Raw genomic sequence first — 24,352 nt, 5'->3', positions numbered from 1 at the left:
GGTAAAGCAGGCTTGCCGCATTGGGACAAGCCTGCTTTTCTTTGCCGTACGATATTTATCTGCCGTTTCCTGTCCCGCGGGAGATCATTCTCGTTACTTGAACGATAAGTCTCAGGAAGAGGCTGTTCTGGGGAAAGGCCAGATAACGGGGTTCCCATTCCGGGTCGAACTTGTCCTTGAAGCGACGGATACCCTGGAATCCATAGAAGTGGCCTCCTTTTAGGAATACCCATCTCGCCAGCTGTTCTCCCCGGTACGAATAGACCGATTCCCCGACACTCGATAAGGGCGCCATCCCCAGATTGAATATTTCGTAGCCCTCAGCTTTCGCCCATTGCAGAAGATGAACGAACAGGACATCCATAACGCCGCTGAGACCGTCACGATGGCGCATCAGGTCAATGGAGACGGATTTGTTGCGATCGTACACCGGCATAATGCTGGCAAATGCGGCGACGCGGTTCTCGTTATCCCGCAGAACGGCAATGGGAGCCAGCTCAAGATAAGATTCGGAGAAGGTGCCCAGCGAGAAGCCCTTTTCCTTGTCGCCATCCAGCCATTCGTCGGATACCGCCTTAAGCTCGGATAACAGCATGGTACTGAATGGCGGCTTGACGATATCAAACGCAAAGCCATTCCGTTCATACCGGTTGCAAGCCGCCCGCAAATCCGCCTTCCGCCGGCCGGACAACTGGAATTGGTCTAACGGGACGATCGCTTCCTCTCCAAGCTTGAAGAACCGGTAGCCGTATTCATGATAAAGCGGCAGGTGTTCGGCTTTTACCTGGTAGAAGACGGCTGTCGCCGCGTAATGATCCGCGTAATCGCGGAATTGACGCACGAGCTTTCGGATGGAGGCAGGATCTCCAATCGGATCGCCGAGTGCCACAAGGGTTTTTCCAATGCGGCCATAGGCGAGCACCGCTTGGTAGTCGGGCGTCCACATAAAGCTTTTATCGCCCATATACAGCAGATGGGTCAGGAAATTGCCGGGATGCTTGGTGAGCAGCTGCTCCAGCCTTTCCCAATCCTGCGGCCCCGGTTTAGGGGCGGGAGGGAGGCTTGGCACGAATATTCTCCGGACGGTCAGCAGAATCCAGCTGACCGCGAGTGCAATGATGCCTTCGCGCAGCAGCTCTTCGTTCTTCAACGTATAACGGGCATGCCATTTGGCATGGTGAAGCACGCCGGGCGGAAGCTCGTTGGTGGATATTCCGACAGACAGGTACAGCAGCATGACAACAAGCGAGATGCCAGCCCAGGCAATTGTTTTGCGCAAGGTGAAGATCGCTTCTTTCCGGTTGAACCTGTCTTTGGACAGCCATAAGAGCAGGCAAACGAACAGAAGGAAGATCGCTTCCTCGATTTCAAAGCCTTTCAGAATCAAAGCGAACGTACCGCCGATCAGCAGAATCATCGCCAGGAAATAAGCCCGCTTGACGCGGAAACGGATGCCCTCGGAAACCATCAGCATTAATAAACCTATAAGAACAGCCAATTGATGGGAGCCCTTCATCGTAAAAGGCGTTACGAACTGCTCGAGCAGGTGCATCCGGTGCCAGCTGCCCGGTGTGGCGGATGAGAGCAATAGCAGGATGCCGCTTATGAATACAAGAGCAGCCAGCGCCCAAGTGCTAATATCGCTAAGGACGGCCGTTTGGCTAGGCCAATTCCAGACAGTATGCCAGCGTTTGATTGCCGGCTTCAGAACCTGCTCCTGCGTTTGATTCCATCTTTCCTTATTCGGAATCCATTCCGTTGTCGCAAGCGCAAGCCCGATCGCCCACGGAAGGAAGCAATAAAAGATCCGGTAGAGTACAAGCACGGCCAGCCCCTGGTCGGGGGATAAGCCGAGATGCTGGAATGCCAGCAGGACGATCGCGTCAAAGGAACCGAGACCGCTCGGTACAAAGCTCGCAACGCCGGCAACTGCGGCCACGACAAAAATGCTCATCGCTTCCCGGAATCCGATAGGCAGATGCATCAAGTGGATGATCAGCCAGAAGGAAAGTCCGGCCATCAGCCATTCCGCCAAAGATGCCGTTATCATGCGAAGGGCCGGGGGCTTCGTCAAGGAAGCATCATCTTCCTGTTCCTTGTCCGTCAGCCCAAGCAGGTTGCGGAGCTTGGGCAGTCTGCCGAGTAAAACGAATGGCACCACATACGCGGCGATCAGGATGATAGCCAGGTACAGCCAGAGATGATGCACGAGAAGGCTTCGGTCATTCCATACGCCAACAAGCAGCAAGATGGAGAGGATGGACAATCCGGTAAGGGCGGATAAGGACTGGTAGACCAGCGACCGCAGCCATGCTGGGCCTTGAATGCCCCATTTGCGATACAGCGTGATGCGCAGTCCCGCTCCCGTTAAACCGGCGAAGCCCATGGCATTATTGAAGGAATTGGCGATCCAGCTTATTCTGAACACCGCAGTCCAGGGCATTCGCGCCTGGTTCCATCTGACTAATATAAAGTCATACGCGGACATGACCGCTACCGCCAGGAAACAGACGGTGGCAAGCTGAATATGGTCGCTCCAGTGCAGATGCTTTAGCAGACGGAGCGCCGCCGCCGGCTTGATCTCTTTGATGAAACCGCTTGTTTGCGTATACAGAAAGAGAAGAATGGCGACGGGGAACAGCAGTTTGAATACGTTTTTGAACCGGTTAGTAAAGCGGGATAGATGAGTCAGCAAACGATGGCACCTTCTTAAGGGAAAGTTTTACGGCGAACAGAACCTTTTCGTTCCTTCGTTCGTCTAAAAGTGAAGATATTGCCAATATATCATATGAGAATACCGATTCCCACTTTTTGCGACAGAAGGCGACTCGGCGCCCGCGTTATGTGGAATCCTCCAATTTTTTTCGGCAGTTCGTTCATTTGTGCTACCCGAAGGTGCTGCTGTAAAATGGTACTAAATCCCCTTATTTTTTGCATCCATTATTCCGCAGGAGGTATGTCCATGGAAACACGCCTTGCCGATATGCAATTATGCACCTTAATCCTAAATAGCTTGAATGAATGTATCCTTGGAAAACAAAGCGAAATAGAACGTTTAATGATAGCCGTCCTTGCAGGCGGCCACGTATTGCTTGAGGATGTTCCGGGCACGGGTAAAACCCAGCTGGTGAAAGCGCTGGCGAGAACCATCGGCGGCCAATTCCGCCGCATTCAATGCAATCCCGACCTTCTCCCGACCGATATTACGGGCGTGTCGATTTATCATCCGAAGCAGGAGCAGTTCATATTCCGTCCTGGACCGGTCATGACCAACGTCCTGCTCGCCGACGAGATCAACCGGGCGACAACAAAGACGCAATCCGCCCTTCTGGAAGCGATGGAGGAGGGGCATGTCACCGTTGACGGCGATACGTATATGCTCCCGGCCCCCTTTATCCTGCTCGCTACGCAAAACCCGATCGATTTCGAAGGCACGTATTCCCTGCCGGAAGCCCAGCTCGACCGCTTTATGATGAAGCTGACGTTAGGCTATCCTAACGAAGCGGATGAACAGCGGATGATTCTGGCAAGAGAGTCCGGCCATCCGTCGGACCGCTTGCAGCAGATTACTTCCATAGAAGATATCGAACGAATCCAGCACCAGGTACAAGCCGTTCATATCGATGATGCGGTCGGCAATTATTTGATTCAGCTTGTACGCGCTACGCGATCGCATCCCCATGTCCTGCTTGGCGCAAGCCCTCGTGCCGCAATAGCGTTATCGCGCGCGGCGAAAGCCAGCGCGTTCCTTGCCCAGCGTACGTTTGTCACTCCGGACGATATCAAGCAATTGGCGCCGTATGTTCTATCCCACCGTCTGCTGCTTCACACGGATGCAAGTATGAACGGTCTGCGGAGCGAAGATATTATCGCCGAGGTTCTGGAGAAGACAAAGGTTCCCGTAAGACTGGAGCGGTGATCCCATGAATGCGGTGAAAGAGACGAAGACCCGTAAACGCTGGAGGCTTATCGCAATCATTTATGGCGCCGCATTGCTTTATTTATTGTTTCAGGGCGGCAAAACGGCATTGATGCTGTTTATGATTTTGAACGTGCTGCTGATTTATTTGGCTTTAGGCCGTTGGAGCGGGATCAGCCGCGTGTCCGGCATCCGAAGCTATAGGCAGACCGGGGCAACCGCGGGCAGCGACCATTCGCTCACGGCAGGCAGCACGCTGGATGTTCAATTATCGGTAAAGGTTCCCGGCGTTTATCCGATCCCTTATGTATTGGTCAGAGACAGGCTGCAGCGCCATAACGGCCAGCAGCTGCAGTTCGAAGCCTCTTTCGTCCCAAGCTTCAAGCGTTCCGGCGATGTGCTTTACCAGACGCCGCCGCTTCAGCGGGGAGAGTACCGCTTCGTCACGACCGAATGCATTTCCCATGACATATTCGGCTTGTTCGAGCATTCCGGCCGCTTCGGCTCGGAGTCGGCATTCAGCGTGTTGCCTCAGATTGTTCCGCTGCGGCAATGGCATAGCATACAAAGCGGCTTCCGGGGGCCCTTCTCCCATGCCGCAGCTCCGCGTGCCGCAAAAGAAACGACGCAAATCAACGGCGTGCGGGAATATTTGTACGGCGACAGGCTGTCGCGGATTCACTGGAACGCAACGGCGAAGACGGGCGACTGGAAGTCGAAGGCGTTCGAGAGGGAGTCATTGCCTCGTACGCTTATTATTCTTGACCGATATGCCGGCGATTACCCCGCTCCGGGCGCGGAACGGTTCGAGCTGGCGGTATCTACAGCAGCTTCGCTTATTGACAGCGGCTTGAAGGGCGATACGGCGATCGGACTAATGTCCGCAGGCAAGAAGCTGACGATTCTCCCGCCCAAGTCCGGCGTGGAACAGCGCAACGCGCTAATGAAGCATTTGACCTTTGTAGACGCCGATGCCGAGCAAGGGCTGTACAAGTCTCTCGTGGCAGCCGACTCCCGGCTGGAGCCAGGCTCCTTCGCAATCGTGATTAGCGGAACTTCCGGCAGGGAAGCCATCCGTTCGATGGAATGGTTGTCCCGTAAAGGACTTACGCCATGCCTGATGCATATCGGCGGCGACAGGCGGCTGGAGGAACAATGGCGCCTGATGATTCGCAGCAAGGGCTGGTCCTTATTCGAACTGAAGCAGCTGCAGGAGCTTCCTGCCGTGCTGGAAGGAGGCCGGGCATGAGCCTCTTGCCGCGTTTGTTTACTTTCTGCCGAACGGTGATCATCAAGGTTACGCCGAATTGGTATACGAAGCTCTCGCAATTATTTATTGCTCTTATGCTTATTCATACAATCCGGATCTTTGAGGGCTTCTGGTGGAGCGAGACCTTCTACGCGGTCAGCTTCACGCTGCTCTTCGCTGTTGCTGCCGATTGGCTGCTGCCGCGAAGCATGCGGGTGCTGCGGATTGTTGTTCAATTGGTGCTTGCGGTAGGCGCGACGGCTTATTTTGCCGATCTGAAAAAAGTCGCTTCCACGACCGTTCCCCATCAAGAGAACCGGCTTGGCGATTTGTTCCGCACGTTGTGGGGTTATGCCGAGCAGCTGCATCCCTTTATATGGATTTGCGGAGCTTTGCTCGTTTTGTATATCCTGTTTGATTTGTGGATTACAACTAGGCTGCGCCTATTCGGATTTATAAGCGTCAATATTCTCGTTCTGACCATTGCGGATTCTTTTACTCCGATCTGGTTATGGGATGAAGTCGCCTGGATTGTCTTTTTGGGTCTGCTCTGGCTGGTGGCCAATCATCTGCATAAGCTGGCAAGCCATCATCCGAACAGCTGGAGGGAGCTTACGGAATATCCGCTGCAGCTGCTGATGCCAATCGTTATCGTATTGTCCGTGCTGATGACAGCCGGCATTCTGATGCCGACCGTATCGCCGATTATTCAAGATCCTTATACGATGTGGAAGGAATCGAAGGGCGAGACGGTTAACGTATTCCTCGGAGACAAAGGAATCGCTGCTCCCGTTGACGTGAGCAGCAGCAACACCAAGTCCGGTTACGGACGCGATGATTCGGAGCTGGGTGGCGGATTCGATTTTGACTATTCGCCCGTCATGACGATTACAACCAACCATCGGAGCTACTGGAGAGGCGAGACGAAAACGGAATACACCGGAGCGGGCTGGACGGTGAACGACGAGACGGAACGGAGCCGGTTAGCCTCGGTAGGGAAAGACTGGGAGCTACCGCTCATCGAAGGACGCGAGAAGGCGGAGACGATGAAGGTGGACCAGCAGGTCCGAATGTCCAATAATAATATTTATCCGGTCTTGTTCGCCGCTTCTCCCGTTACCGCGGTTCATTGGGTGGATGATCCCGATGCATCCGTATTGCCGAAAAGCTTAAAGTGGGCGGTTAACGAGCAGGAGCTGATCTGGTCCGACAAGCCGCTGCGCAGATATCCGCAAAGCTATGCGGTAACCTCCGAAGTCACCATATTAGATGAAGAAGGACTTCGCAAGACGGAAGCCGAGCTGCCGGATCAGGCGGAGACGAAGCAATATTTGCAGCTGCCGTCTTCCTTGCCGGGCCGCGTAAGGTCGCTCGCCGTGTCGTTAACGGCTTCGGCCGTGAATGATTACGACAAGGCGAAGCTGATAGAGACTTATCTCCGCCAGAACTTCATGTATACGAATGAACCGGATAAATCAAGACTGACCGGAGACAGCAAGGATTTCGTCGACCAGTTCCTCTTCGAACTGAAGGAAGGCTATTGCGATTATTTCTCGACGGCGATGGCGGTCATGTCCCGTTCTATCGGGTTGCCTACCCGTTGGGTAAAAGGCTTCGCCCCGGGCGTGCTTCCCGTTTCGGAATATGTGCCGTCTGCCGGCGGGATTCCAAGCGAAGCGGAATTAAATCCGGACGGAGCAGGCACGTATACCGTCCGCAACTCGGATGCGCATTCCTGGGTGGAGATCTATTTCGACGGCTATGGCTGGATTCCGTTCGAGCCTACGTCGGGCTTCACCTTCCCTTATTCCGTAACGGAAGTGCAGCAGGAAGCATTGCCGACGCCTACCGCAGCGGTTGATACCGATCCGGTACAGGAGGAAGTAACCGACAGCACGGGAAGCAATCATTCCGCTATCATCTGGGGCTCGGTATCGGCAGCCGTTCTTATCGTGCTTGTGCTTGTTGTTGTCCTGCTGCGTACGCCATGGATCCGTTCCAGATACCGGGCTTATTCCGGTAATGACCGGATTGTATGGGAGACGGAGAAGCTGCTGCGTCTCTGCCGGCGCAAAGGCTATGAGCGCGGGGAGCATGAGACGCTGCGCGAAGCGATTCAGAGATGGTCGCCTAGCCACAAGCGGCTGAACAATCTGTTCCGCGAAGTGCTCGATGAGTTCGAACGCGCGAAATACAGCTCCGTCCAGGCGACAAGTTCGGAGACCGACCGGTTTATTTTAAAGATCAAAGCGATTAAAGAGGAATTGTAGAAATTTGCGTATATTATATAGAAGGAAAATTCGCCGCTCGCATTGCGCGGGCGGTATTTCTTTTGCAACAAAATCCGAATATATGGTATAGTTTCGTAAGATAGCAGGAGATGAGCGAAAGTTCGAGGGGGCAAGGCAGCATGTTCGAAAGATTATTGCCGCATTTACGAGTAAATTCGGTGTACGATATTCAGCTGGACGAGTTATACAAAAAAGGTGTCCGCGGAATTATCACCGATCTTGATAATACGCTCGTTGGAGCGCGTGAGCCGCTTGCAACGCCACAGCTCACGACATGGCTGGAACAAGTTCGGGATTATGGCTTTAAAGTTGTCATTGTGTCGAATAATAACAGGACGAGAGTGTCCAAATTCGCCGATCCGCTGGGCATTCCGTTTATTCATGCCGCGCGCAAGCCGGCGAATAAAGCGTTCCATAAAGCATTGAGCGTGCTGGGGCTGCCCGTGGAGCAGACCGTTGTGCTCGGCGACCAGATGCTTACGGATGTACTCGGCGGGAAACGTATGGGCCTTTATACGATTCTGGTCACGCCGATTGCTCCTGCTGACGAAGGAATAATGACCCGCGTGAACAGAAGAATCGAGCGTTTTGTTCTTTCCCGTTTGCGTAAAAAAGGGACATGGTATGAGGGGGAGACCAAGTGAGAGAAGAGCAGCATAGTCAGTCGCATGCATGCGCAGGCTGCGGAGTTAAGCTCCAGACGGAGCATCCGGAAGAGTCGGGCTACCTGCCCGAAGCGGCGTTAAACCGGGAGCCGGTTATTTGCCAAAGATGCTTCCGTATTCGTAATTATAATGAAGCTTCATCGATAACCGTTGATCAGGACGATTTCTTGCGCCTGCTCGGCAGCATCGGGTCGACGGACAGCCTGGTTGTCCATATTGTCGACTTATTTGATTTTGAGGGCAGTCTCATTTCCGGTCTGCAGCGTTTTGTAGGCAATAATCCGGTTGTGCTTGTGGTTAACAAGGTTGATCTGCTGCCTCGTTCGGTAAATCTGAACCGTCTTCGGAACTGGGTTCAGAAGCAGGCGAAGGCGGAAGGGCTTCGCACGGTAGATATCGTGCTCTGCAGCGCCAAACGGAATATCGGCTTCGAGCATGTCATTGAAGCAATCGAGCATCACCGGAAGGGCCGCGATGTATACGTGGTTGGCGCAACCAATGTCGGCAAATCGACATTGATTAACCGTCTGATCCATGACTACAGCGATATGGAACGCGAACTGACGACTTCCCGTTACCCGGGCACTACGCTTGACGCGGTCCATATTCCGCTGGATGACGGCAAGTCGATAATCGATACGCCGGGGATCGTGTACCCTACCCGGATGACGGAGATCGTTCCGCGCGGCTTCCTTCAGGCTTTGCTGCCGGACAAGCCGATCAAGCCGCTGGTTTACCAGTTAAACGACCAGCAGTCGTTATTTATCAACAGCTTGGTCCGGTTCGACTTCGTTGAGGGCGAACGTCAATCGTTTACGTTCTATATCTCCAATGCGCTTAGCGTACACCGCACGAAGCTGGAGCGGGCTGAACAGCTGTACGCCGACCACCGCGGGGAGCTGCTTGGCGGTCCTTCGCGCGAAGAATTGGATGAAATGCCGGCTTGGACCCGCCATTCGATTCGCATTCCGCGGGGAGCGAAGAAGGATATTTTCGTATCCGGCATGGGCTGGATTCAGGCGAATGGCACTTCCGGCGCGATCGTGGACGTATATGCGCCTAAGGGCATTAAGGTCTTGCTTCGCGATTCGCTTGTATAGAAGAGAGGGGAACGGGAACATTGACGGTATCCGCGCTTGACAATGGGATTACGGGAAACCGGATTGACAGCCAGACGGTATTGTATGGCGTAATCGGAGATCCGGTTCGCCACTCGAAATCACCGATTATGATGAATCGGGCTTTCCGCGAGACGGGAATCAACGGAGCCTACATGGCTTTTCATATTACGCAGGGCAAGCTTGGAGAATTTGTAGCTGGCATTCGGGCGATGGGCATTCGGGGAGTCAATGTGACGATTCCCCATAAGCTGGATATTATGAAGTATATGGACGAGATTGACGCGGGCGCGCAGGCGATCGGAGCCGTCAATACGATTGTGAACGATAATGGCCGGTTGACCGGTTATAACACCGACGGAATCGGTTATGTCCGGTCCTTGAAGGAAGAAGCGGAGCCGGAGCTTGCGGGCAAGCGGATTCTCGTCATTGGCGCCGGCGGCGCATCGCGCGGAATCGTGTACGCGCTCGCCGGCGAGCAGCCTTCGGGCATTACGATCGCTAACCGTTCGGTGGAGCGTGCCGAGGAGCTTGCGCAATCGTTCCGGTCACTGGCGGATATCCGGGCCATTGCAAACGATGAATTGCAGGCTGCCTGCGGGGAAGCGGATATCGTCATTAACACAACCTCCGTTGGCATGCATCCTCATACCGATGCAGCGCCGATAGACGCATCTTGGCTGAAGCCGGGGGCCGTCGCAAGCGATCTAATCTACAATCCGCTGCGCACGAAGTTCCTGTTGGACGCTGAGCAGCATGGCTGCCGCGTGCACGGGGGACTCGGCATGTTTATTTATCAGGGGGCTTACGCCTTCGAATATTGGACAGGGCAGCCGGCTCCGGCAGCAGCGATGCGCGAGACCGTTTTGCAGTCCCTTGTCTAGTTCAATGCAACCATATCGACAACCTATAGAGATGAAAGAAGGAACTACCATGTTAACAGGCAAACAAAAACGTCACCTCAGATCGCTGGCTCATCATCTTCAGCCGATTTTCCAGGTAGGCAAAGGCGGCACGAACGATCAGCTTGTCCGTCACATTGAAGAAGCGATTGAAGTACGGGAACTGATCAAGATTTCGGTACTGAACAACTGCATGGACGATCCTAGGGAGATCGGCGCGGAAGTGGCGGAAGCTGCCGGTGCCGAGCTGGTACAGGTCATCGGAAAAACGATCGTTCTGTACAAGCAAGCAACGGAAGAGAAGTACCGCAAGATCGAGCTGCCTAAGGCTGCGGCGAAATAACGCCGTAACCGAAAAGGATGGGTAGCGTTTAATGAGCAAAATCGGCATTATGGGCGGAACGTTTGATCCGGTTCATACCGGACATCTGATTGCGGCCGAAGCAGCCCGTGACGGCTGCGGGCTGGACGAGGTATGGTTTATTCCGACTTATCAGCCGCCGCTTAAGGATAACGAGCCGGGTGCAAGCAGCAAGCTAAGACTTCAGATGGTCCAGGAAGCGCTCGGAGGAAACCCGGCCTTCAAAGTACTTGATATCGAGCTGGAGCGCGGCGGAATGAGTTATTCCATCGACACGGTGCTGGAACTGAAAAGGCGGTACCCGGATAAAGCTTTTTCCTATATTATCGGTTCGGACCGGATTAACGATCTGCCCAAATGGCATCGTATAGAAGAACTGGCGGAGCTGATTACCTTCATCGGGCTGGAGCGGGAAGGGACGGCGGTGAAGCTGGATGAACTGCCGGAATTCCTTCGTCGGCGCGTGACGATGGCGGACATGCCGCCGATCGGCATATCGTCCACGGAGATCCGAAGCAGAGTGCATGCGGGGCGTTCGATTGCTTATCTGGTGCCGGACACCGTTCATCAGTTTATAAAGGGGAGAGGGCTTTATGAATCGTGAACAAATGATCGAATCGGTCAAATCGCAAATGCCGGAGAAGCGCTGGAAGCACGTGGAAGGGGTTATGGAAACCTCGATTATCCTTGCCGGACGGTTTGGGGAAGACCCGGTAAAAGCGGAGCTTGCAGCCATTCTGCACGACGTGGCCAAATATTGGCCGATTGCGAAGATGGAGCAGATTATTCGGGAGCAGCAGCTTGACCAAGGCCTGCTGAACCATGATAAGGCGTTATGGCATGCCGAGGTCGGCTACTGGGTAGCCGAGCATGAATACGGCGTAAAGGATCAGGAAGTGCTGGATGCCATCAGGTATCACACTTCCGGGCGTGTAGGAATGACCAAGCTGGACAAAGTGGTTTGTCTGGCCGATTATATGGAACCCGGACGGGACTTTCCCGGGGTCGACCGCATTCGCGAACTGAGCGAGACCAGCCTCGAGCAGGCGCTAATCGCGGGTTTTGATTCCACGATTTCTTTCCTGCTCGAGAAAGGAAATCGGATTTATCCCCTAACGGTGGAATCCCGCAATGACTTAATTGAACAGCAAAAACAAGGAGGCTGAGCTATGACCGTACATTCGGATGAATTGCTGCAAATTACGGTGGCGGCTGCGGAAGACAAGAAAGCGCATCGCATCGTAGCATTAAACTTGAAAGAAATCTCGCTGGTGGCTGATTATTTCGTTATCTGCCACGGTAATTCGGATACGCAGGTACAAGCGATTACGACTGAAATCCGCAAGCAGGCTGAAATGCGCGGCGTACGCGTAAAAGGCATCGAAGGCATGGATTCGGCGCGCTGGGTACTGATTGACCTTGGCGACGTAATCGTCCATGTGTTCCACCGCGATGAACGCGATTACTATAATATCGAACGCCTGTGGTCCGATGCGAAGGTAGTGGAATTCGCATGAGTCTGACAGCCGGCACGATTGTAACTTTAAGGGTGGCACGCGAAGTGTCGCCCTACGGCTATTTCCTGACCGATGAAGAGTCGGAGGTGCTTCTGCACTATACCGAGCTGGTAGGCAAGAAGCCGAAAATGAACGATGAGGTAGAGGTCTTTATTTTTTATGATTCCGAGGACCGGATTGCCGCAACGATGAAGCGTCCAAAGCTCCTGCTTGGAGAGATGGCGCGCCTGAAGGTTGCCGACGTGCATCCGCGTCTCGGCTGTTTCCTGGATTTTGGCCTTGGACGGCAGCTGCTGCTTCCGATTTCCGAGCTGCCGGAGAAGGTGGAGTTCCGTCCGCTGCCGGGCGACGAGGTCCATGTTGTGCTTGGTCACGATAAAGCCGGACGATTGCTCGCCAGAACGGCTGGCGAGGACGAGCTTGGACCGCTCGTATTCGAGGCTCCGCAGTCTTGGCGCAACCAGTGGGTGGAAGGCTGGGTCACCAAATCGCTGCAGATGGGCTCGTTTGTGCTTGTTGACGGCGGCGTGGTTGGATTTGGCGTATACGGACTTATTCCGGCACCCGAGCGCGTCCGTCCGCTTCGCCTTGGCGAGCGGGTATCCGCGCGGGTAACGTTCATCCGCGAAGACGGACGCGTAAATCTGTCGATGGCGAAGCTGAAGCAGGAAGGGCGGCTGGAGGATGCGGACCGCATTCTGGCCTTCCTGAAGGAGCGCCCGGGCGGGGGCATGCCTTATTCCGACGAAACGCCTGCGGATACGGTCAAACAGCGCTTCGGCATCAGCAAATCGGCTTTCAAGCGTGCTTTAGGGAAGCTGATGAGGGATGGTTTGATTACGCAAAAAGGAAGCTGGACTTACCTGGCGGATCCGGCCAAAGCGGACGATGCCGGTTCGGATGCCGCTGCATCCGCCAAGCCGTCGGAGGAATAACGGCATGGATGCATACGGTCAATTCGCATCGGTCTACGACCGGCTGATGCAGGACATGCCATACGAAGACTGGCTGCAATTCGCCCATGACAGCTGGGAACGTTACGGCATGCCTAAGACGGTTGCGGATCTCGGCTGCGGGACGGGCAGCATTGCGATTCCTTTGGCCTTATCCGGGCTGGAGGTATACGGCATCGACCTGTCTGCCGATATGCTGACCGTTGCGCGCAGCAAATGGGATGAAGCTGCCTCGCAATTGGCCCGCGCCCGGGGGAACGTAACCTGGCTGGAGCAGGATATGCGGGACTGGACGCTTGCGGAGCCCGTCGATACGGTGATATCGTTCTGCGACTGCGTGAACTATCTGACCGAGGAAGAAGACGTGGAGGCAGCCTTTAAGGCGGCTTACGATAATTTGCGCGAGGGCGGACTGTTCTTGTTCGATGTTCATGATCCGAAGGTGTTCCTTCGTTACGCGGAGGAGCAGCCTTTTGTGCTGGACGAGGACGAAGTCGCTTATATATGGACTTGCGAGCTCGACGAGTCCCGGCTTCAGATCGAGCATCATCTGACCATATTCGCCGAGGAGAAGAGCGGGAAGTTCGAGCGTTTCGAAGAAATGCACGAACAGCGGGCGTATGGCCGCGGCTGGATGGAAGCAGCCTTGAAGCGTACGGGCTTCCGTACGGTTGACTGCTATGCGGACTTTGAACTCGAGCCGGCGGGTGACCGTTCGGAGCGGTTGTTTTTTGCGGCAGTGAAATGATGAGGCTGGTCATTTGAAAGCAAACAGGGTTGTCTTCCGTCACTTCGAGTGACGGGAGACAACCCTGTTATTTTTCATCCGCGCAAATTGGAGCAGCTTCTTTCTGAAGGTAGCTCAGCTGTTTACGCTTGAGACGCCGTAATCGTGTCTGTGAGCTCTTCCGCAGTGTCGTCCGTCACTTTGTGCGGAGGGACGAAGCAGGAGCGGCAGCGGGGCTCGTAGCTCTCCGTATCGCCGATGAGGAAGACCGGTCCAAGCTTGGCCGGTTTGCCGTTGACGATACGCTGCGTGAAGGTCGCGTTGGCATCGCCGCAGACGGCGCAGAACGAAGTCAGCTTTACGATTTCGTCGGCAATCGCCAGCAGGCCGCCGATGTAGCCGAATTCTTTGCCCCGGTAGTCCATATTCAGACCGTCTACGATAATATGCTTCCCTTGGTATGCCAGCTCCTCTACCAGAGCGATGATAGGCTTCCCAAAGAAGGATGCTTCATCAAACGCCACGACGTCCGCATCCTTCGACTCGAGCAGGATTTGCTCCACCGATGATGCCGGGAGCGCGCGCGGCACGCTTGTTGCGGGAAGGCGGTAGCCGATCCGGCTGACGATCTCTTCGTTGCTGAACCGGTCATCCTCGGCCGGCTTATAAGCCCTGACCTGCTTGCGGCCGTATTTCATCAGCTTCTGGCAGCGCCGGATGAGCTCTCCCGACTTCTCCGAAAACATCGGTCCGATAATGACCGTAATGAACCCTCTATCCATGACTTATCCCTTACCTTTACTTCAATGGTTGTATTATTTTATCAGAATAAGTCGAGGATGCAACAGGGGTATTCGACATAATTTTTAACCGGCGAACACTAGATATAGATTTTGCTATTCATCTTTGCCTTCCAAATTCCGATCTATTAATTACTCCCTTAAAGCGTCCTTCAATCTGCTGTTCATAGAATCCGAGGAAGCCGATCCGCGGGCGGCCGCCAGCCTCAATCGCTTTAATTCCTGCTTCAGACGATCATTCTCCTGATTCAAACCATCTATGTAAGGCAGCAGTTCGGGTACGGTATATCCGGCATCCCGGAACAACTGGAGCACGGCTTCTCGCAGCTGCTCCGGCGTTATTTGCTTGTCCATTTGTACCTCCATATTAGCAATAAAATGTCACTATCCCATCATATCTTCATCTGTTAAAATAGTCGAGTGTCGAAAAAGGCCAAATAAATAATTTCTCCATAATTTGCATTGACGAGGCCTATATCTTGATGTAGAATCAAATTCATCAACTACATATTGAGTTGTGTAGTCAGATTTCAACGATTTTGTCAACTAGCGCATTTGACATCTTTGCTGTCAGAAGCGCTTTTATATTGCTGAAATTTCAGTGATAGACGTTGCTAGATCGATGCTTACGAAGCAAGAATTGCCCTGCAATTCTTTTAAGGAGAGAGAAACATGCTGGTAGTCTACGATTCAAGAACAGGCAATGTGAAACGCTTTATCAATAAATTGAATATGAGAGCGGTGCCCATTGGCGAGCTTGACATAGTGGACGAGCCTTACGTACTGGTTACCTACACGACGGGATTTGGTCAGGTGCCGGAGCGCGTCATGAATTTCTTGAACCGAAACAGTAATTATCTTCAAGGGGTATCCGCAAGCGGCAATCGGAATTGGGGAGACGGCTTCGCGAAGAGCGCGGATACGATCTCTAGCCTGTTCGACGTGCCGGTCATATCGAAGTTTGAATTATCCGGTACGAATCAAGATATGGAATACTTTGTCGAAAGGGTGCGAAATATTGAAACACATCGAGCTGAACAACGAATTGATGCAACGAGGAGCGGACGGCTTCTATCAATTGGATAAAGATAAAGAAGCGGTAGCCGCTTTTATGGAGGAAGTGGAAGCGAAAAGCGTGAAATTCGGTTCCCTCCGCGAGAAGCTGGACTACCTCATCGAGAATGACTTTTACGAGAATGTATATGACAAATATACATATGAGCAGATCGAAGCGGTGTTTACGCTGACCGAGAGCAGCGGCTTCCAGTTTGAATCGTATATGGCGATCTCGAAGTTCTACAAAGACTACGCAATGAAGACGAACGATAAATCGAAGTACCTGGAGCAATATCCCGACCGCGTAGCGATCGTTGCCCTGAACCTCGGCGAAGGCGACGGCGCCAAAGCGCTCCGCATCGCGGAAGCGATGATCGAGCAGCGCCTGCAGCCGGCAACTCCAACGTTCCTGAATGCTGGCAAAAGCCGCCGCGGCGAAATGGTATCCTGCTTCCTGCTTGAGATGGACGATTCCTTGAACTCTATCAACTACGTTCTTGGCACATGCATGCAGCTGTCGAAGATCGGCGGCGGCGTAGCGGTTAACCTGTCCAAGCTGCGCGGACGCGGCGAAGCCATCAAAGGCGTGGAAGGCGCCGCAAAAGGCGTCATGCCGGTACTGAAGCTGATGGAGGACGCATTCTCCTACGCGGACCAAATGGGTCAGCGCAAAGGCTCCGGCGCAGGTTACTACAACATTTTCGGCTGGGATATCATTGAATTCCTTGACTGTAAGAAAATTAACGCCGACGAGAAAACGCGCATCAAAACATTGTCGATCGGCTTGATTATACCTAATAAATTTTATGAGCTGGCTGCAAAGAACGAAACGCTGTACGTTTTTGGTCCTCATTCCGTTCATAAAGCATACGACAAGCATCTCGACGACATGGATATGGACGTTATGTACGAAGAGCTTCTCGCTAACGATAAAGTCGTGAAAAAAGCGGTCATGAACGCCCGCGACATGATGACAAAGATCGCTTCGATCCAGCTGGAATCCGGCTATCCTTACATCATGAACAAATCGAACGCTAACCGAGTTCACGCTTTGAAGGATATCGGTCAAGTCAAGATGTCCAATCTCTGTACCGAAATTTTCCAAGTGCAAGAGACTTCGACGATCAACGACTACGGCATGGATGATGTTATCCGCCGCGATATCAGCTGCAACCTGGCATCGCTGAACATCGTTAACGTCATGGAACGCAAGAAAATCAAAGAATCCGTCCATGTCGGCATCGAAGCTTTGACGACGGTCAGCGACGTATCCGAGATCGACAACGCTCCGGGCGTGCGCAAAGCAAACGAAGAGCTTCACTCCGTTGGCCTTGGCGCAATGAACCTGAACGGCTTCTTCGCGAAGAACAAGATTGCTTACGAAAGCGACGAAGCGAAAGAGTTCGCGAGCGCATTCTTTATGATGATGAACTACTACTCGATCGAGAAGAGCATGGAAATCGCCAAAGAACGCGGCGCAAGCTTCAAGGATTTCGATCGTTCCGAATACGCAAAAGGCACTTATTTCACCCGTTATATCGAAACGGATTTCCGTCCGTCATCGGATAAAGTAAAAGAGCTGTTCGAAGGCATGGAAATCCCGTCTCCGCAGGACTGGGCTGAACTGAAAGAGAAAGTGCAAAAATACGGTCTGTACCATGCTTACCGCCTGGCTATCGCGCCAACGCAAAGCATCTCGTACATCCAAAACTCGACTTCGAGCGTTATGCCGATCGTAGAGCATATCGAGACTCGTACTTACGCGAACTCGACGACGTATTATCCGATGCCTTACCTGGCACAAGATAACTACTTCTACTACAAATCGGCTTACAATATCGATCAATTCAAGCTGATTGACCTGATTTGGGAAATTCAGCAGCACGTGGACCAAGGCATTTCGACCGTTCTTCACGTGAACAGCAACGTAACAACCCGCGAACTGGCGCGCTTCTACATCTATGCCGCTCAGAAGGGGCTGAAATCGCTCTACTATACGAGAACGAAGCGTCTTTCCGTCGAGGAATGCACAAGCTGCGCCGTATAATTCGAACTAATGACAAGGCTGCCGGAAGAGGAGAATCGGAAAGCAGCCTTTAACCAAAGGAGCAGGATTGATGAAAGCAGTAAACTGGAACCGTCCGGATGACGATTTTACGCTTACCTTCTGGCAGCAGAACGTGATGCAATTCTGGACAGACGAAGAAATTCCACTTTCCGACGATAAAATGGACTGGATGGAAATGAGCGACACCGAGCGCACCGTATACAAAAACGTGTTGGGCGGACTGACGCTTCTCGATACGATTCAAGGCGGCGTAGGCATGCCGAAAATTCTCGAGCATGTGGACGGCCTGCAGCGCAAAGCGGTACTCGCGTTTATGTCCATGATGGAGCAGATCCATGCGAAGTCGTATTCCAGTATCTTTACGACGCTGGCTTCGACGGAAGAAATCGATGCCATCTTCCAGTGGGTAGAGACAAACGAGCAGCTGCAGAAGAAAGCAACCCTGATCTCTTCCTGGTACCAAGGCATTGAGACGAAGCAGCAGCTGTACAAAGCGATGGCCGCTTCGGTATTCCTGGAGAGCTACCTGTTCTACAGCGGCTTCTTCTACCCGCTTTACCTGGCTGGCCAAGGCAAAATGACAAGCAGCGGCGAGATTATCGACTTGATCCTCCGCGATGAAAGCATCCACGGCTTGTATGTTGGCGTTCTGGCGCAAGAGCTGTTTAACGAATTCACGCCGGAAGAGCAAGCTCAGCTGAAAGAAGAAGTGTTCGCCCTTCTGAACACGCTGTATGAGAACGAAGTGGTGTACACGGATAACCTGTACAGCCCAATTGGCCTACAGGAGGACGTTAAAACGTACGTCCGTTACAACGCGAACAAAGCTTTGATGAACCTAGGCTTTGAACCGTACTTCCCGGAAGAGCCGGTCAACCCGATCGTGTTCAACGGCATCAGCACGCATACGAAGCAGCATGACTTCTTCTCGAAAAAAGGCAACGGTTATGTGCGTACCGTTCATATCGAGCAATTGCGCGACGAAGACTTTGTCTTCAATATGTAAGAGCATTTACAGCCGGCTTCCGAAGCCGGCTTTTTTGTTTGCGCAGGTTCGGAAAAAACAATTAAAATACTATCCTGAAAATGGTAATTCGTGATACACTAATGGCGAAATAAATGCTCATCCCAGCGTAGACCTACAATTATTTAGGGGGAGTTCGCTTGGACAACTGCTCTATCATTACGAAGCCTGCTATTCATTTGGCCGGCATCAGCTATTGCGGTCCTTATTCCGCATTCCCGGATGAAGCGATCCGGCTGCAGAGCGAGTTTTTATCCCGCAAGCATGAATTAAATACCGTATCCAAATCACCTGTTTTGTACAGCCCGTATTTCGGCAATGAAGTATTTGCTTCTTATTGGGCCTGTTATGAGGTGTATCATATGGAGGAGCTTCCGAAGGGCATGGTCCAGTTCACGATTCCGGAACACCGTTATGCCATGGTAGCAACCTCTAACAAACGGATTGGCGAAGCTTATGAGCAGCTGTTTGCCTGGATGAACGAACGGAAGCTGAACAAACACGACAGCGCGCTTGCGATTGAAGTATTTTACATTAACGAACGCCAATGGGAAGAGGAAGAAGTCGAGCTTCTAATTCCGCTAAAGGATGAATAATTAGATTACAACCTGCCTCTATTCGCGGCTGCTCCTCTTCGAGACGCGGCGATAGAGGTTTTTTCATATCTGCTGCCGCTTCTCCCAAGGAAGGATGCAGTCGTTTGCGGTTGTCGTTTATAATAAGGATAACAGGGAGGGCGGAAGATGAAACTGATTTATGTGGTGGATGCTTTTACAAGCGAGCCATTCCGAGGAAATCCGGCAGCGGTGTGCCTATGCGAGAAGCCGGAGGATGAACGGTGGATGCAGCAGGTGGCGGCGGAAATGAACCTGCCCGAGACGGCCTTTCTGGTTCCGATTGCTGACGGCTATGACCTGCGTTGGTTTACTCCGGAGACGGAAGTTGACCTTGGCGGGCATGCCACGCTGGCAGCCGCTTATATGCTGTGGCATACGGGGAGGCTGGGTTTCGATCAGACGGCCAGGTTTGTAACGAAGAGCGGGGTACTGACCGTGACTTACGATACCGTTGACGGCTGGATGACGATGGACTATCCGGAAGAGATACCAAAGCCGGTGAATGCGCCGGAAGCTCTTATCCAAGGTCTGGGGTTAATTCCGCGTTATACGGCCAAAAGCCGCCAGGATTATGTCGTTGAGGTGGATAGCGAACAAACCGTGCGCAGTCTAAGGCCGGATCAGCAGCAGCTTGCCGCGGCAGGCGGAAGAGGAATCATTGTAACCGCCAAGGCAGCAGCCGGTGCGCCTTATGATTATGTAACGCGCGTTTTTTTCCCGAATGCGGGTATATTGGAGGATCCGGTCACGGGCCTGGCGCATTGCGCGCTTGCGCCGCACTGGGCCAGGAGGCTCCGCAAACAGGAGCTGACGGGTTATCAGGCCTCGAAGCGCGGCGGCATCGTGAAGGTGGCCGTGAACGGCAGCTGCGTTCTGTTGGCCGGCCAAGCGAAGATGATTTTGCAAGGAACATTGGAAGTCTAAGACTATTGAAAAACAAGGAGAGTTTGACTGCAATGAATTACGACGTGATAATATTCGATGCTGACGATACGCTATTCGACTACAAGAAAGCCGAGGACTTCGCTCTGACAAGCGTGTTCGAAGAATTCGGGGTTCAATCTCCGGATACCGACTATGTAGCCCTCTACCGGACCATCAATCAGGAGCTGTGGAATGATTTCGAAAAAGGGGCGATCTCGCTGGCCGAGCTCCGCGTAGAACGGTTCAGCCGGCTATTCGCCGGAACGGGCCTTACGATTGGAGCCGAGGAATTCAGCAACCGTTATCTCGGTTACCTTGGAGCAGGTGCGTACCTGATCGACGGAGCTGTGGAGCTTGTGGAAGAGCTCCGTTCGAAAGTAAGACTGGCGATTATTACGAACGGAATCCGGGAAGTGCAGCTGTCGCGTTTTTCCAAGGCTGGCGTGGATCACTATTTCGAGCATATTATCGTGTCGGAAGATACGGGTTATCAGAAGCCTCATATCGGGATCTTCGATTACGCGTTTAACAAGCTTGGCATTACCGATCCGGCGAGAGTGCTTATCGTTGGAGACTCGCTGACCTCCGATATTCAAGGCGGGCTGAACAGCGGCATTGATACTTGCTGGTACAATCCGCATAACAAGACGAATGCGACGCCTGTTAAGCCGAAATTCGAAATCAAACAACTATCCGAGGTGCTGACTCTTCTATGACAAAGACGTATTCGTCGATTTTATTCGACCTGGACGGGACGTTAACGGATCCCAAGCTGGGCATTACAAGCGCTATTCAATATTCTCTAAGCAAATTCGGCATTCAAATCGATAATCTGGACGTGCTTGATCCCTTTATCGGACCGCCGCTTGCCGGCTCGTTTAAGGAGTTTTACGGCTTTACGGACGAGATGTGCACGGAGGCGATCAAATACTACCGGGAGTACTTCGCGGAACGGGGCATGTACGAGAACAAGCGGTACGAAGGCATTAAAGAAGTGCTTGCTGCCTTGAAGGAGCAGGGAGCTTCCTTATATGTGGCAACTTCCAAGCCTACCTTTTTCGCGGAAAAAATCATTGCTTACTTCGAGATAAGCGAATTTTTCGAGTTTATCGGCGGCAGCAACCTGGATAATACCCGCGTCGATAAAGGCGAAGTGATCGAGCATGTACTGCTCTCCTGCGGTCTATCCGCGGAAGATGCTATTATGATTGGCGATCGCAAGCATGATATTATCGGGGCGAAGCGCCATGGCTTGGACTCGGTTGGCGTTGGCTACGGTTACGGCAGCGAAGAAGAGCTGAAGCTGGCTGAGCCGACGTATTTGGTAGCTACGGTGGATGAGTTGGGGCAGCTGCTTGCGGGATTGGTCCGCTAAAAATTAAAAACAGGGTCTGGCCTTAGTGGCATGCTGCCATCCGAGACCAGACCCTGTTTGTTTTAGGTAGATAATGCCTTCTTCTTGCTGGACGGCAGAGAGCTGAATAAGGAAACCTTGTTCTTGCCGGTTGTTTTGGAATGGTACATGGCTTCGTCCGCCAGCTTGATAAGCTGGATGACATCCTTGCCGTCTTTGGTGGTGCTGACGCCAACGCTCACCGTAACGATGGTTTCCTTTTCCACGCGGCTGCGGATCGACTCGGCGACACGGTCCGGCTTTACCCGGTCGGTCGAGATGCAGGCAAGCAGCTCCTCGCCTCCGTACCGGCCTGCAGCGCCAATGCCCGCCGATTCTTCCTTCATAATCTCCGCGACCTGCTTCAGCACGCCGTCTGCCTTATGATGGCCTTGCGTATCATTCAGCTTCTTGAAGTTGTCGATGTCGCAGAAAATAACGGCGAGACCTTTTTGTCTCCGCATAATCTGTTCGGCCTTGGATGTGAAGTGCCTCCGGTTGTACAGGCCCGTCAAGCCATCCGTAATCGAAGATTGATAAGTCATCATCAGACGTTCAATGACCCACTCGAACAGCAGGAGGAACAGCTGCATGAAGTAGACGATCGGAAGGAAGTAACCGAGCAGCACCAGCCAATCCACGGAACCGTGAAAGACGTAGCCGTCAGCAATTCTAGACAGGTCGAGAATAAAATAAGTAATAAGGCTCGCCGAAAATTTGCCGTTCATCTCGGCGCCTTTGCTGCCAAGAAGGATCATGAAGGTTACGATCAAGGAATAGAAATCGAGTCCAAGGAGACGGTATTGCCCTCCCGGCAGCAAAGCGTCATCCGAAGGATCCATGAACACGGACTGCACCGCGGCAATAACAAAGGTTAAGACGATCAGCAGTACAAAAGGCATAACTTTTATTTGCGCGCCGCGATGAGTATATAATTTCATGTATACAAAGTTTATAATGATAAAAGAGACGATCTGCAAAATCATTGAAACGATATGCAGCCATGGCGGAAGCTTCTGCCCGGGATAAGCAAGCATGGCAAGTATGGTGTTCTGAACCATAAACAGCGGGATCGTCAGGGTAAGATACCTGTAGATGCGTTTGTTCCGATAGCTGGTATACAACCGGGTTGACATGAAAAGCATCAATATAAGGATGATAATGACACAAGCGGAAGAAATAAGTTGGCCATTGGGCCCGGTTAGCCAGGTTAAGATTGTCATAATGAAGTATCACCATATCCTATGGAGTGTTGCTTTACAGAAACATATGTTCTAATATATCATGATTTACGTGATGGTAAAAGCATGACCCAAGAACGATTCTGTTAATAAAGCACTCTATCTAATAATTAAGATATCGGATTTTGACAGGGTAAAATTAAAGATGAGCAGCTGCTTTATGAAGAAAAACGGATGCTTACGAAGCTAAGAATTGCTTCACAATTCTAAGATGATGCTTACGAGGTAAAAATTATCACAAGTGGCCGAATTAGTGACCCCTTGTGCGACAATTTTTAAGCGGATGCTTACGAAGCTAAGAATTGCTTCACAATTTATCCTTACGAAGTAAAAATCATCACAATAGCAGGTAAACATGCTATTTGTGTGATAATTTTTTTTAGGAGGAAGGACATTGAATATACTGCAGGCTTTGTTTTTTCCGCCGGAACAACCGGGCGGCGTGTCCTCCATGGTGCCCTATATTCAAGAGCGTTTTTTGAAACTAGGCTGGCAAATGGAATTATTCTCGCTTCCGAAGCGGGTAAGAGGAAAAGGACAAGAGGAAATCGTATTTGAAACCTTCGATGTGACGCCGTTTCTCGGTGATCCTATCGTAGATAAATATTTGCAGACGATGCGGGACTACATTTGGTGGACGCGACTGCGGTTGAAGCGTTCCTATGATATCATTCATGCGCATCACCCGATTGCTGCGCTTGTCATGAAGCAGCTCTTCCCCGATACGCCGGTCATGATGACGATTCACTCCTCCTTCGAACGGGAGCTTGTCCTGAACGGTAAAATCGAAGAAAACAGCATTGCGCACCGCTTCCTGACTTCCATCTACGGCGAGCTGGAAGCCAAGCTGGACCGTCTTTTGACGGTATCGGATTCATTCCGGACTTATCTATCTCCTTATATGAAGGATTCTTCCGCTATTAAGGTTATTCCTAACGGCTTCGACGAAAAGCGGTTCAAGCCGATTGCCCACGAGAATGCCGTTCCGCAGTTCATCACGGTATGCCGCCTGGTACCCGCGAAAGGTCTGGATATTCTGCTGCGCGCCTGCGCGGAATTGAAGCATCGCGGTCATCCGTTTGTCCTGCATATTATCGGGGACGGTCCGATTCGGGAAGAGCTGGAGCAGCTGGCGGTCGAGCTGGATTTATACGACGATATTATATTTTACGGCTACATGCTTCATCCGGAAGAATTCATGCCTTTCTTCGACGTCTTTGTTCTGCCGTCACGCGCGGAAGCTTTCGGCTCCGTGTTTGCCGAGGCTGCCTTATGCTGGCTTGCCTTGGTCGGAACCAATGTCGGCGGTATCGCCGAGCAGATCGAAGACGGCGTAAACGGCCTGCTCGTACCGCCGGAAGATGCGCCTGCCCTTGCGGATGCGCTTGAGAAGCTGGTAACGGATCCGACCTACAGGTACAATCTGGCGCGTACCGGCTGGGACAAGGCGAAAAAAGTCTATTCGCTTCAGCGGGTAATCTCGCAGATGAAGAAAGTTTACTTATCGTTGAAACCGGAGGAATAATC

24 protein-coding genes are annotated in these 24,352 nt (G+C 52.3%); 20 read left to right on the top strand and 4 right to left on the bottom strand.

What is annotated here, in order from left to right:
• Positions 1-55: 55 nt before the first annotated feature.
• Positions 56-2,695 carry a bifunctional lysylphosphatidylglycerol flippase/synthetase MprF gene (gene mprF, locus ACR9FF_RS19810; protein WP_435163995.1) on the bottom strand — a complete coding sequence of 880 codons (2,640 nt, stop codon included), beginning with the start codon at positions 2,693-2,695 and terminating at the stop codon, positions 56-58.
• A gap of 267 nt (positions 2,696-2,962) precedes the next feature.
• Here mprF and ACR9FF_RS19805 point away from each other — a divergent pair, with 267 nt between their 5' ends.
• The 12 genes from ACR9FF_RS19805 (at position 2,963) to ACR9FF_RS19750 (ending at position 13,723) form a co-directional block, all read left to right on the top strand.
• Complete coding sequence (locus tag ACR9FF_RS19805) at positions 2,963-3,919, top strand: AAA family ATPase (protein ID WP_435163992.1); 957 nt, start codon at positions 2,963-2,965, stop codon at positions 3,917-3,919.
• Between the two features lie 4 nt (positions 3,920-3,923).
• Positions 3,924-5,168 (top strand): DUF58 domain-containing protein, encoded by a 1,245-nt coding sequence (locus ACR9FF_RS19800; protein ID WP_435163989.1) that lies wholly within the window; start codon positions 3,924-3,926, stop codon positions 5,166-5,168.
• Positions 5,165-7,438 carry a transglutaminase TgpA family protein gene (locus ACR9FF_RS19795; protein ID WP_435163986.1) on the top strand — a complete coding sequence of 758 codons (2,274 nt, stop codon included), beginning with the start codon at positions 5,165-5,167 and terminating at the stop codon, positions 7,436-7,438. Before ACR9FF_RS19800 ends, ACR9FF_RS19795 begins: the two co-directional genes overlap by 4 nt.
• 140 nt (positions 7,439-7,578) lie before the next feature.
• On the top strand, positions 7,579-8,103 hold the full coding sequence (locus tag ACR9FF_RS19790) for a YqeG family HAD IIIA-type phosphatase (protein WP_015845593.1): 525 nt from the start codon (positions 7,579-7,581) through the stop codon (positions 8,101-8,103).
• The gene (gene yqeH, locus ACR9FF_RS19785; protein WP_435163983.1) at positions 8,100-9,224 is read left to right on the top strand and encodes a ribosome biogenesis GTPase YqeH; all 1,125 of its coding nucleotides are present in this window, start codon (positions 8,100-8,102) and stop codon (positions 9,222-9,224) included. Before ACR9FF_RS19790 ends, yqeH begins: the two co-directional genes overlap by 4 nt.
• A 20-nt stretch (positions 9,225-9,244) precedes the next feature.
• Entirely contained in the window at positions 9,245-10,126 is an 882-nt protein-coding gene (aroE, locus tag ACR9FF_RS19780; RefSeq protein ID WP_435163980.1) for a shikimate dehydrogenase, read from the top strand.
• Positions 10,127-10,175: 49 nt separating this feature from the next.
• Positions 10,176-10,487, top strand: coding sequence for a ribosome assembly RNA-binding protein YhbY (gene yhbY / locus ACR9FF_RS19775; protein WP_015845590.1), 312 nt, complete (start codon positions 10,176-10,178; stop codon positions 10,485-10,487).
• 31 nt (positions 10,488-10,518) lie between these two features.
• Positions 10,519-11,109 carry a nicotinate-nucleotide adenylyltransferase gene (nadD, locus tag ACR9FF_RS19770; RefSeq protein ID WP_127497098.1) on the top strand — a complete coding sequence of 197 codons (591 nt, stop codon included), beginning with the start codon at positions 10,519-10,521 and terminating at the stop codon, positions 11,107-11,109.
• Positions 11,099-11,671 carry a bis(5'-nucleosyl)-tetraphosphatase (symmetrical) YqeK gene (gene yqeK, locus ACR9FF_RS19765; protein WP_201001610.1) on the top strand — a complete coding sequence of 191 codons (573 nt, stop codon included), beginning with the start codon at positions 11,099-11,101 and terminating at the stop codon, positions 11,669-11,671. The genes nadD and yqeK overlap by 11 nt, the downstream gene beginning before the upstream one ends.
• Positions 11,672-11,674: 3 nt before the next feature.
• Positions 11,675-12,022, top strand: coding sequence for a ribosome silencing factor (rsfS, locus tag ACR9FF_RS19760; protein WP_127497094.1), 348 nt, complete (start codon positions 11,675-11,677; stop codon positions 12,020-12,022).
• Complete coding sequence (locus tag ACR9FF_RS19755) at positions 12,019-12,957, top strand: CvfB family protein (RefSeq protein ID WP_201001604.1); 939 nt, start codon at positions 12,019-12,021, stop codon at positions 12,955-12,957. Before rsfS ends, ACR9FF_RS19755 begins: the two co-directional genes overlap by 4 nt.
• Positions 12,958-12,961: 4 nt before the next feature.
• Complete coding sequence (locus ACR9FF_RS19750) at positions 12,962-13,723, top strand: class I SAM-dependent DNA methyltransferase (protein ID WP_127497090.1); 762 nt, start codon at positions 12,962-12,964, stop codon at positions 13,721-13,723.
• A 122-nt stretch (positions 13,724-13,845) separates the two neighbouring features.
• Here ACR9FF_RS19750 and ACR9FF_RS19745 read toward each other — a convergent pair whose 3' ends face one another.
• Both ACR9FF_RS19745 and ACR9FF_RS19740 read right to left on the bottom strand, forming a co-directional pair.
• Positions 13,846-14,484 carry a thymidine kinase gene (locus ACR9FF_RS19745; protein ID WP_127497088.1) on the bottom strand — a complete coding sequence of 213 codons (639 nt, stop codon included), beginning with the start codon at positions 14,482-14,484 and terminating at the stop codon, positions 13,846-13,848.
• A gap of 150 nt (positions 14,485-14,634) precedes the next feature.
• Positions 14,635-14,856, bottom strand: a complete 222-nt coding sequence (locus ACR9FF_RS19740) for a hypothetical protein (RefSeq protein ID WP_127497086.1) — start codon at positions 14,854-14,856, stop codon at positions 14,635-14,637.
• Positions 14,857-15,174: 318 nt separating this feature from the next.
• On the opposite strand from ACR9FF_RS19740, the gene nrdI reads away from it, so the two are divergent.
• The 7 genes from nrdI (at position 15,175) to ACR9FF_RS19705 (ending at position 21,566) form a co-directional block, all read left to right on the top strand.
• Positions 15,175-15,588, top strand: a complete 414-nt coding sequence (gene nrdI / locus ACR9FF_RS19735) for a class Ib ribonucleoside-diphosphate reductase assembly flavoprotein NrdI (RefSeq protein WP_127497084.1) — start codon at positions 15,175-15,177, stop codon at positions 15,586-15,588.
• Positions 15,521-17,605: a class 1b ribonucleoside-diphosphate reductase subunit alpha gene (gene nrdE, locus ACR9FF_RS19730; protein WP_127497082.1), complete on the top strand. Its 2,085-nt coding sequence runs from the start codon at positions 15,521-15,523 to the stop codon at positions 17,603-17,605. Before nrdI ends, nrdE begins: the two co-directional genes overlap by 68 nt.
• Positions 17,606-17,675: 70 nt before the next feature.
• Complete coding sequence (gene nrdF / locus ACR9FF_RS19725; protein ID WP_248762621.1) at positions 17,676-18,632, top strand: class 1b ribonucleoside-diphosphate reductase subunit beta; 957 nt, start codon at positions 17,676-17,678, stop codon at positions 18,630-18,632.
• A gap of 158 nt (positions 18,633-18,790) precedes the next feature.
• Positions 18,791-19,246: a GyrI-like domain-containing protein gene (locus ACR9FF_RS19720; RefSeq protein WP_127497078.1), complete on the top strand. Its 456-nt coding sequence runs from the start codon at positions 18,791-18,793 to the stop codon at positions 19,244-19,246.
• Positions 19,247-19,393: 147 nt separating this feature from the next.
• Entirely contained in the window at positions 19,394-20,191 is a 798-nt protein-coding gene (locus tag ACR9FF_RS19715) for a PhzF family phenazine biosynthesis protein (RefSeq protein WP_435163969.1), read from the top strand.
• Between the two features lie 32 nt (positions 20,192-20,223).
• Positions 20,224-20,907, top strand: coding sequence for a YjjG family noncanonical pyrimidine nucleotidase (locus tag ACR9FF_RS19710; protein ID WP_201001590.1), 684 nt, complete (start codon positions 20,224-20,226; stop codon positions 20,905-20,907).
• Entirely contained in the window at positions 20,904-21,566 is a 663-nt protein-coding gene (locus ACR9FF_RS19705) for an HAD family hydrolase (protein WP_317982077.1), read from the top strand. Before ACR9FF_RS19710 ends, ACR9FF_RS19705 begins: the two co-directional genes overlap by 4 nt.
• A 62-nt stretch (positions 21,567-21,628) precedes the next feature.
• Here ACR9FF_RS19705 and ACR9FF_RS19700 read toward each other — a convergent pair whose 3' ends face one another.
• Positions 21,629-22,720: a GGDEF domain-containing protein gene (locus ACR9FF_RS19700; protein ID WP_236013199.1), complete on the bottom strand. Its 1,092-nt coding sequence runs from the start codon at positions 22,718-22,720 to the stop codon at positions 21,629-21,631.
• A 499-nt stretch (positions 22,721-23,219) separates the two neighbouring features.
• Between ACR9FF_RS19700 and ACR9FF_RS19695 the strand changes: the two genes are divergently transcribed.
• Positions 23,220-24,350, top strand: a complete 1,131-nt coding sequence (locus tag ACR9FF_RS19695) for a glycosyltransferase family 4 protein (protein ID WP_435163964.1) — start codon at positions 23,220-23,222, stop codon at positions 24,348-24,350.
• The last annotated feature ends 2 nt before the right edge of the window (positions 24,351-24,352 follow it).

Origin of the sequence: Paenibacillus glycanilyticus (assembly GCF_051200795.1) — a bacterium.
Taxonomy (GTDB): Bacteria; Bacillota; Bacilli; order Paenibacillales; family Paenibacillaceae; genus Pristimantibacillus; species Pristimantibacillus glycanilyticus.
Note: the sequence above shows the minus strand (reverse complement) of the source record. Positions and strands in the feature narration are given on the sequence as shown.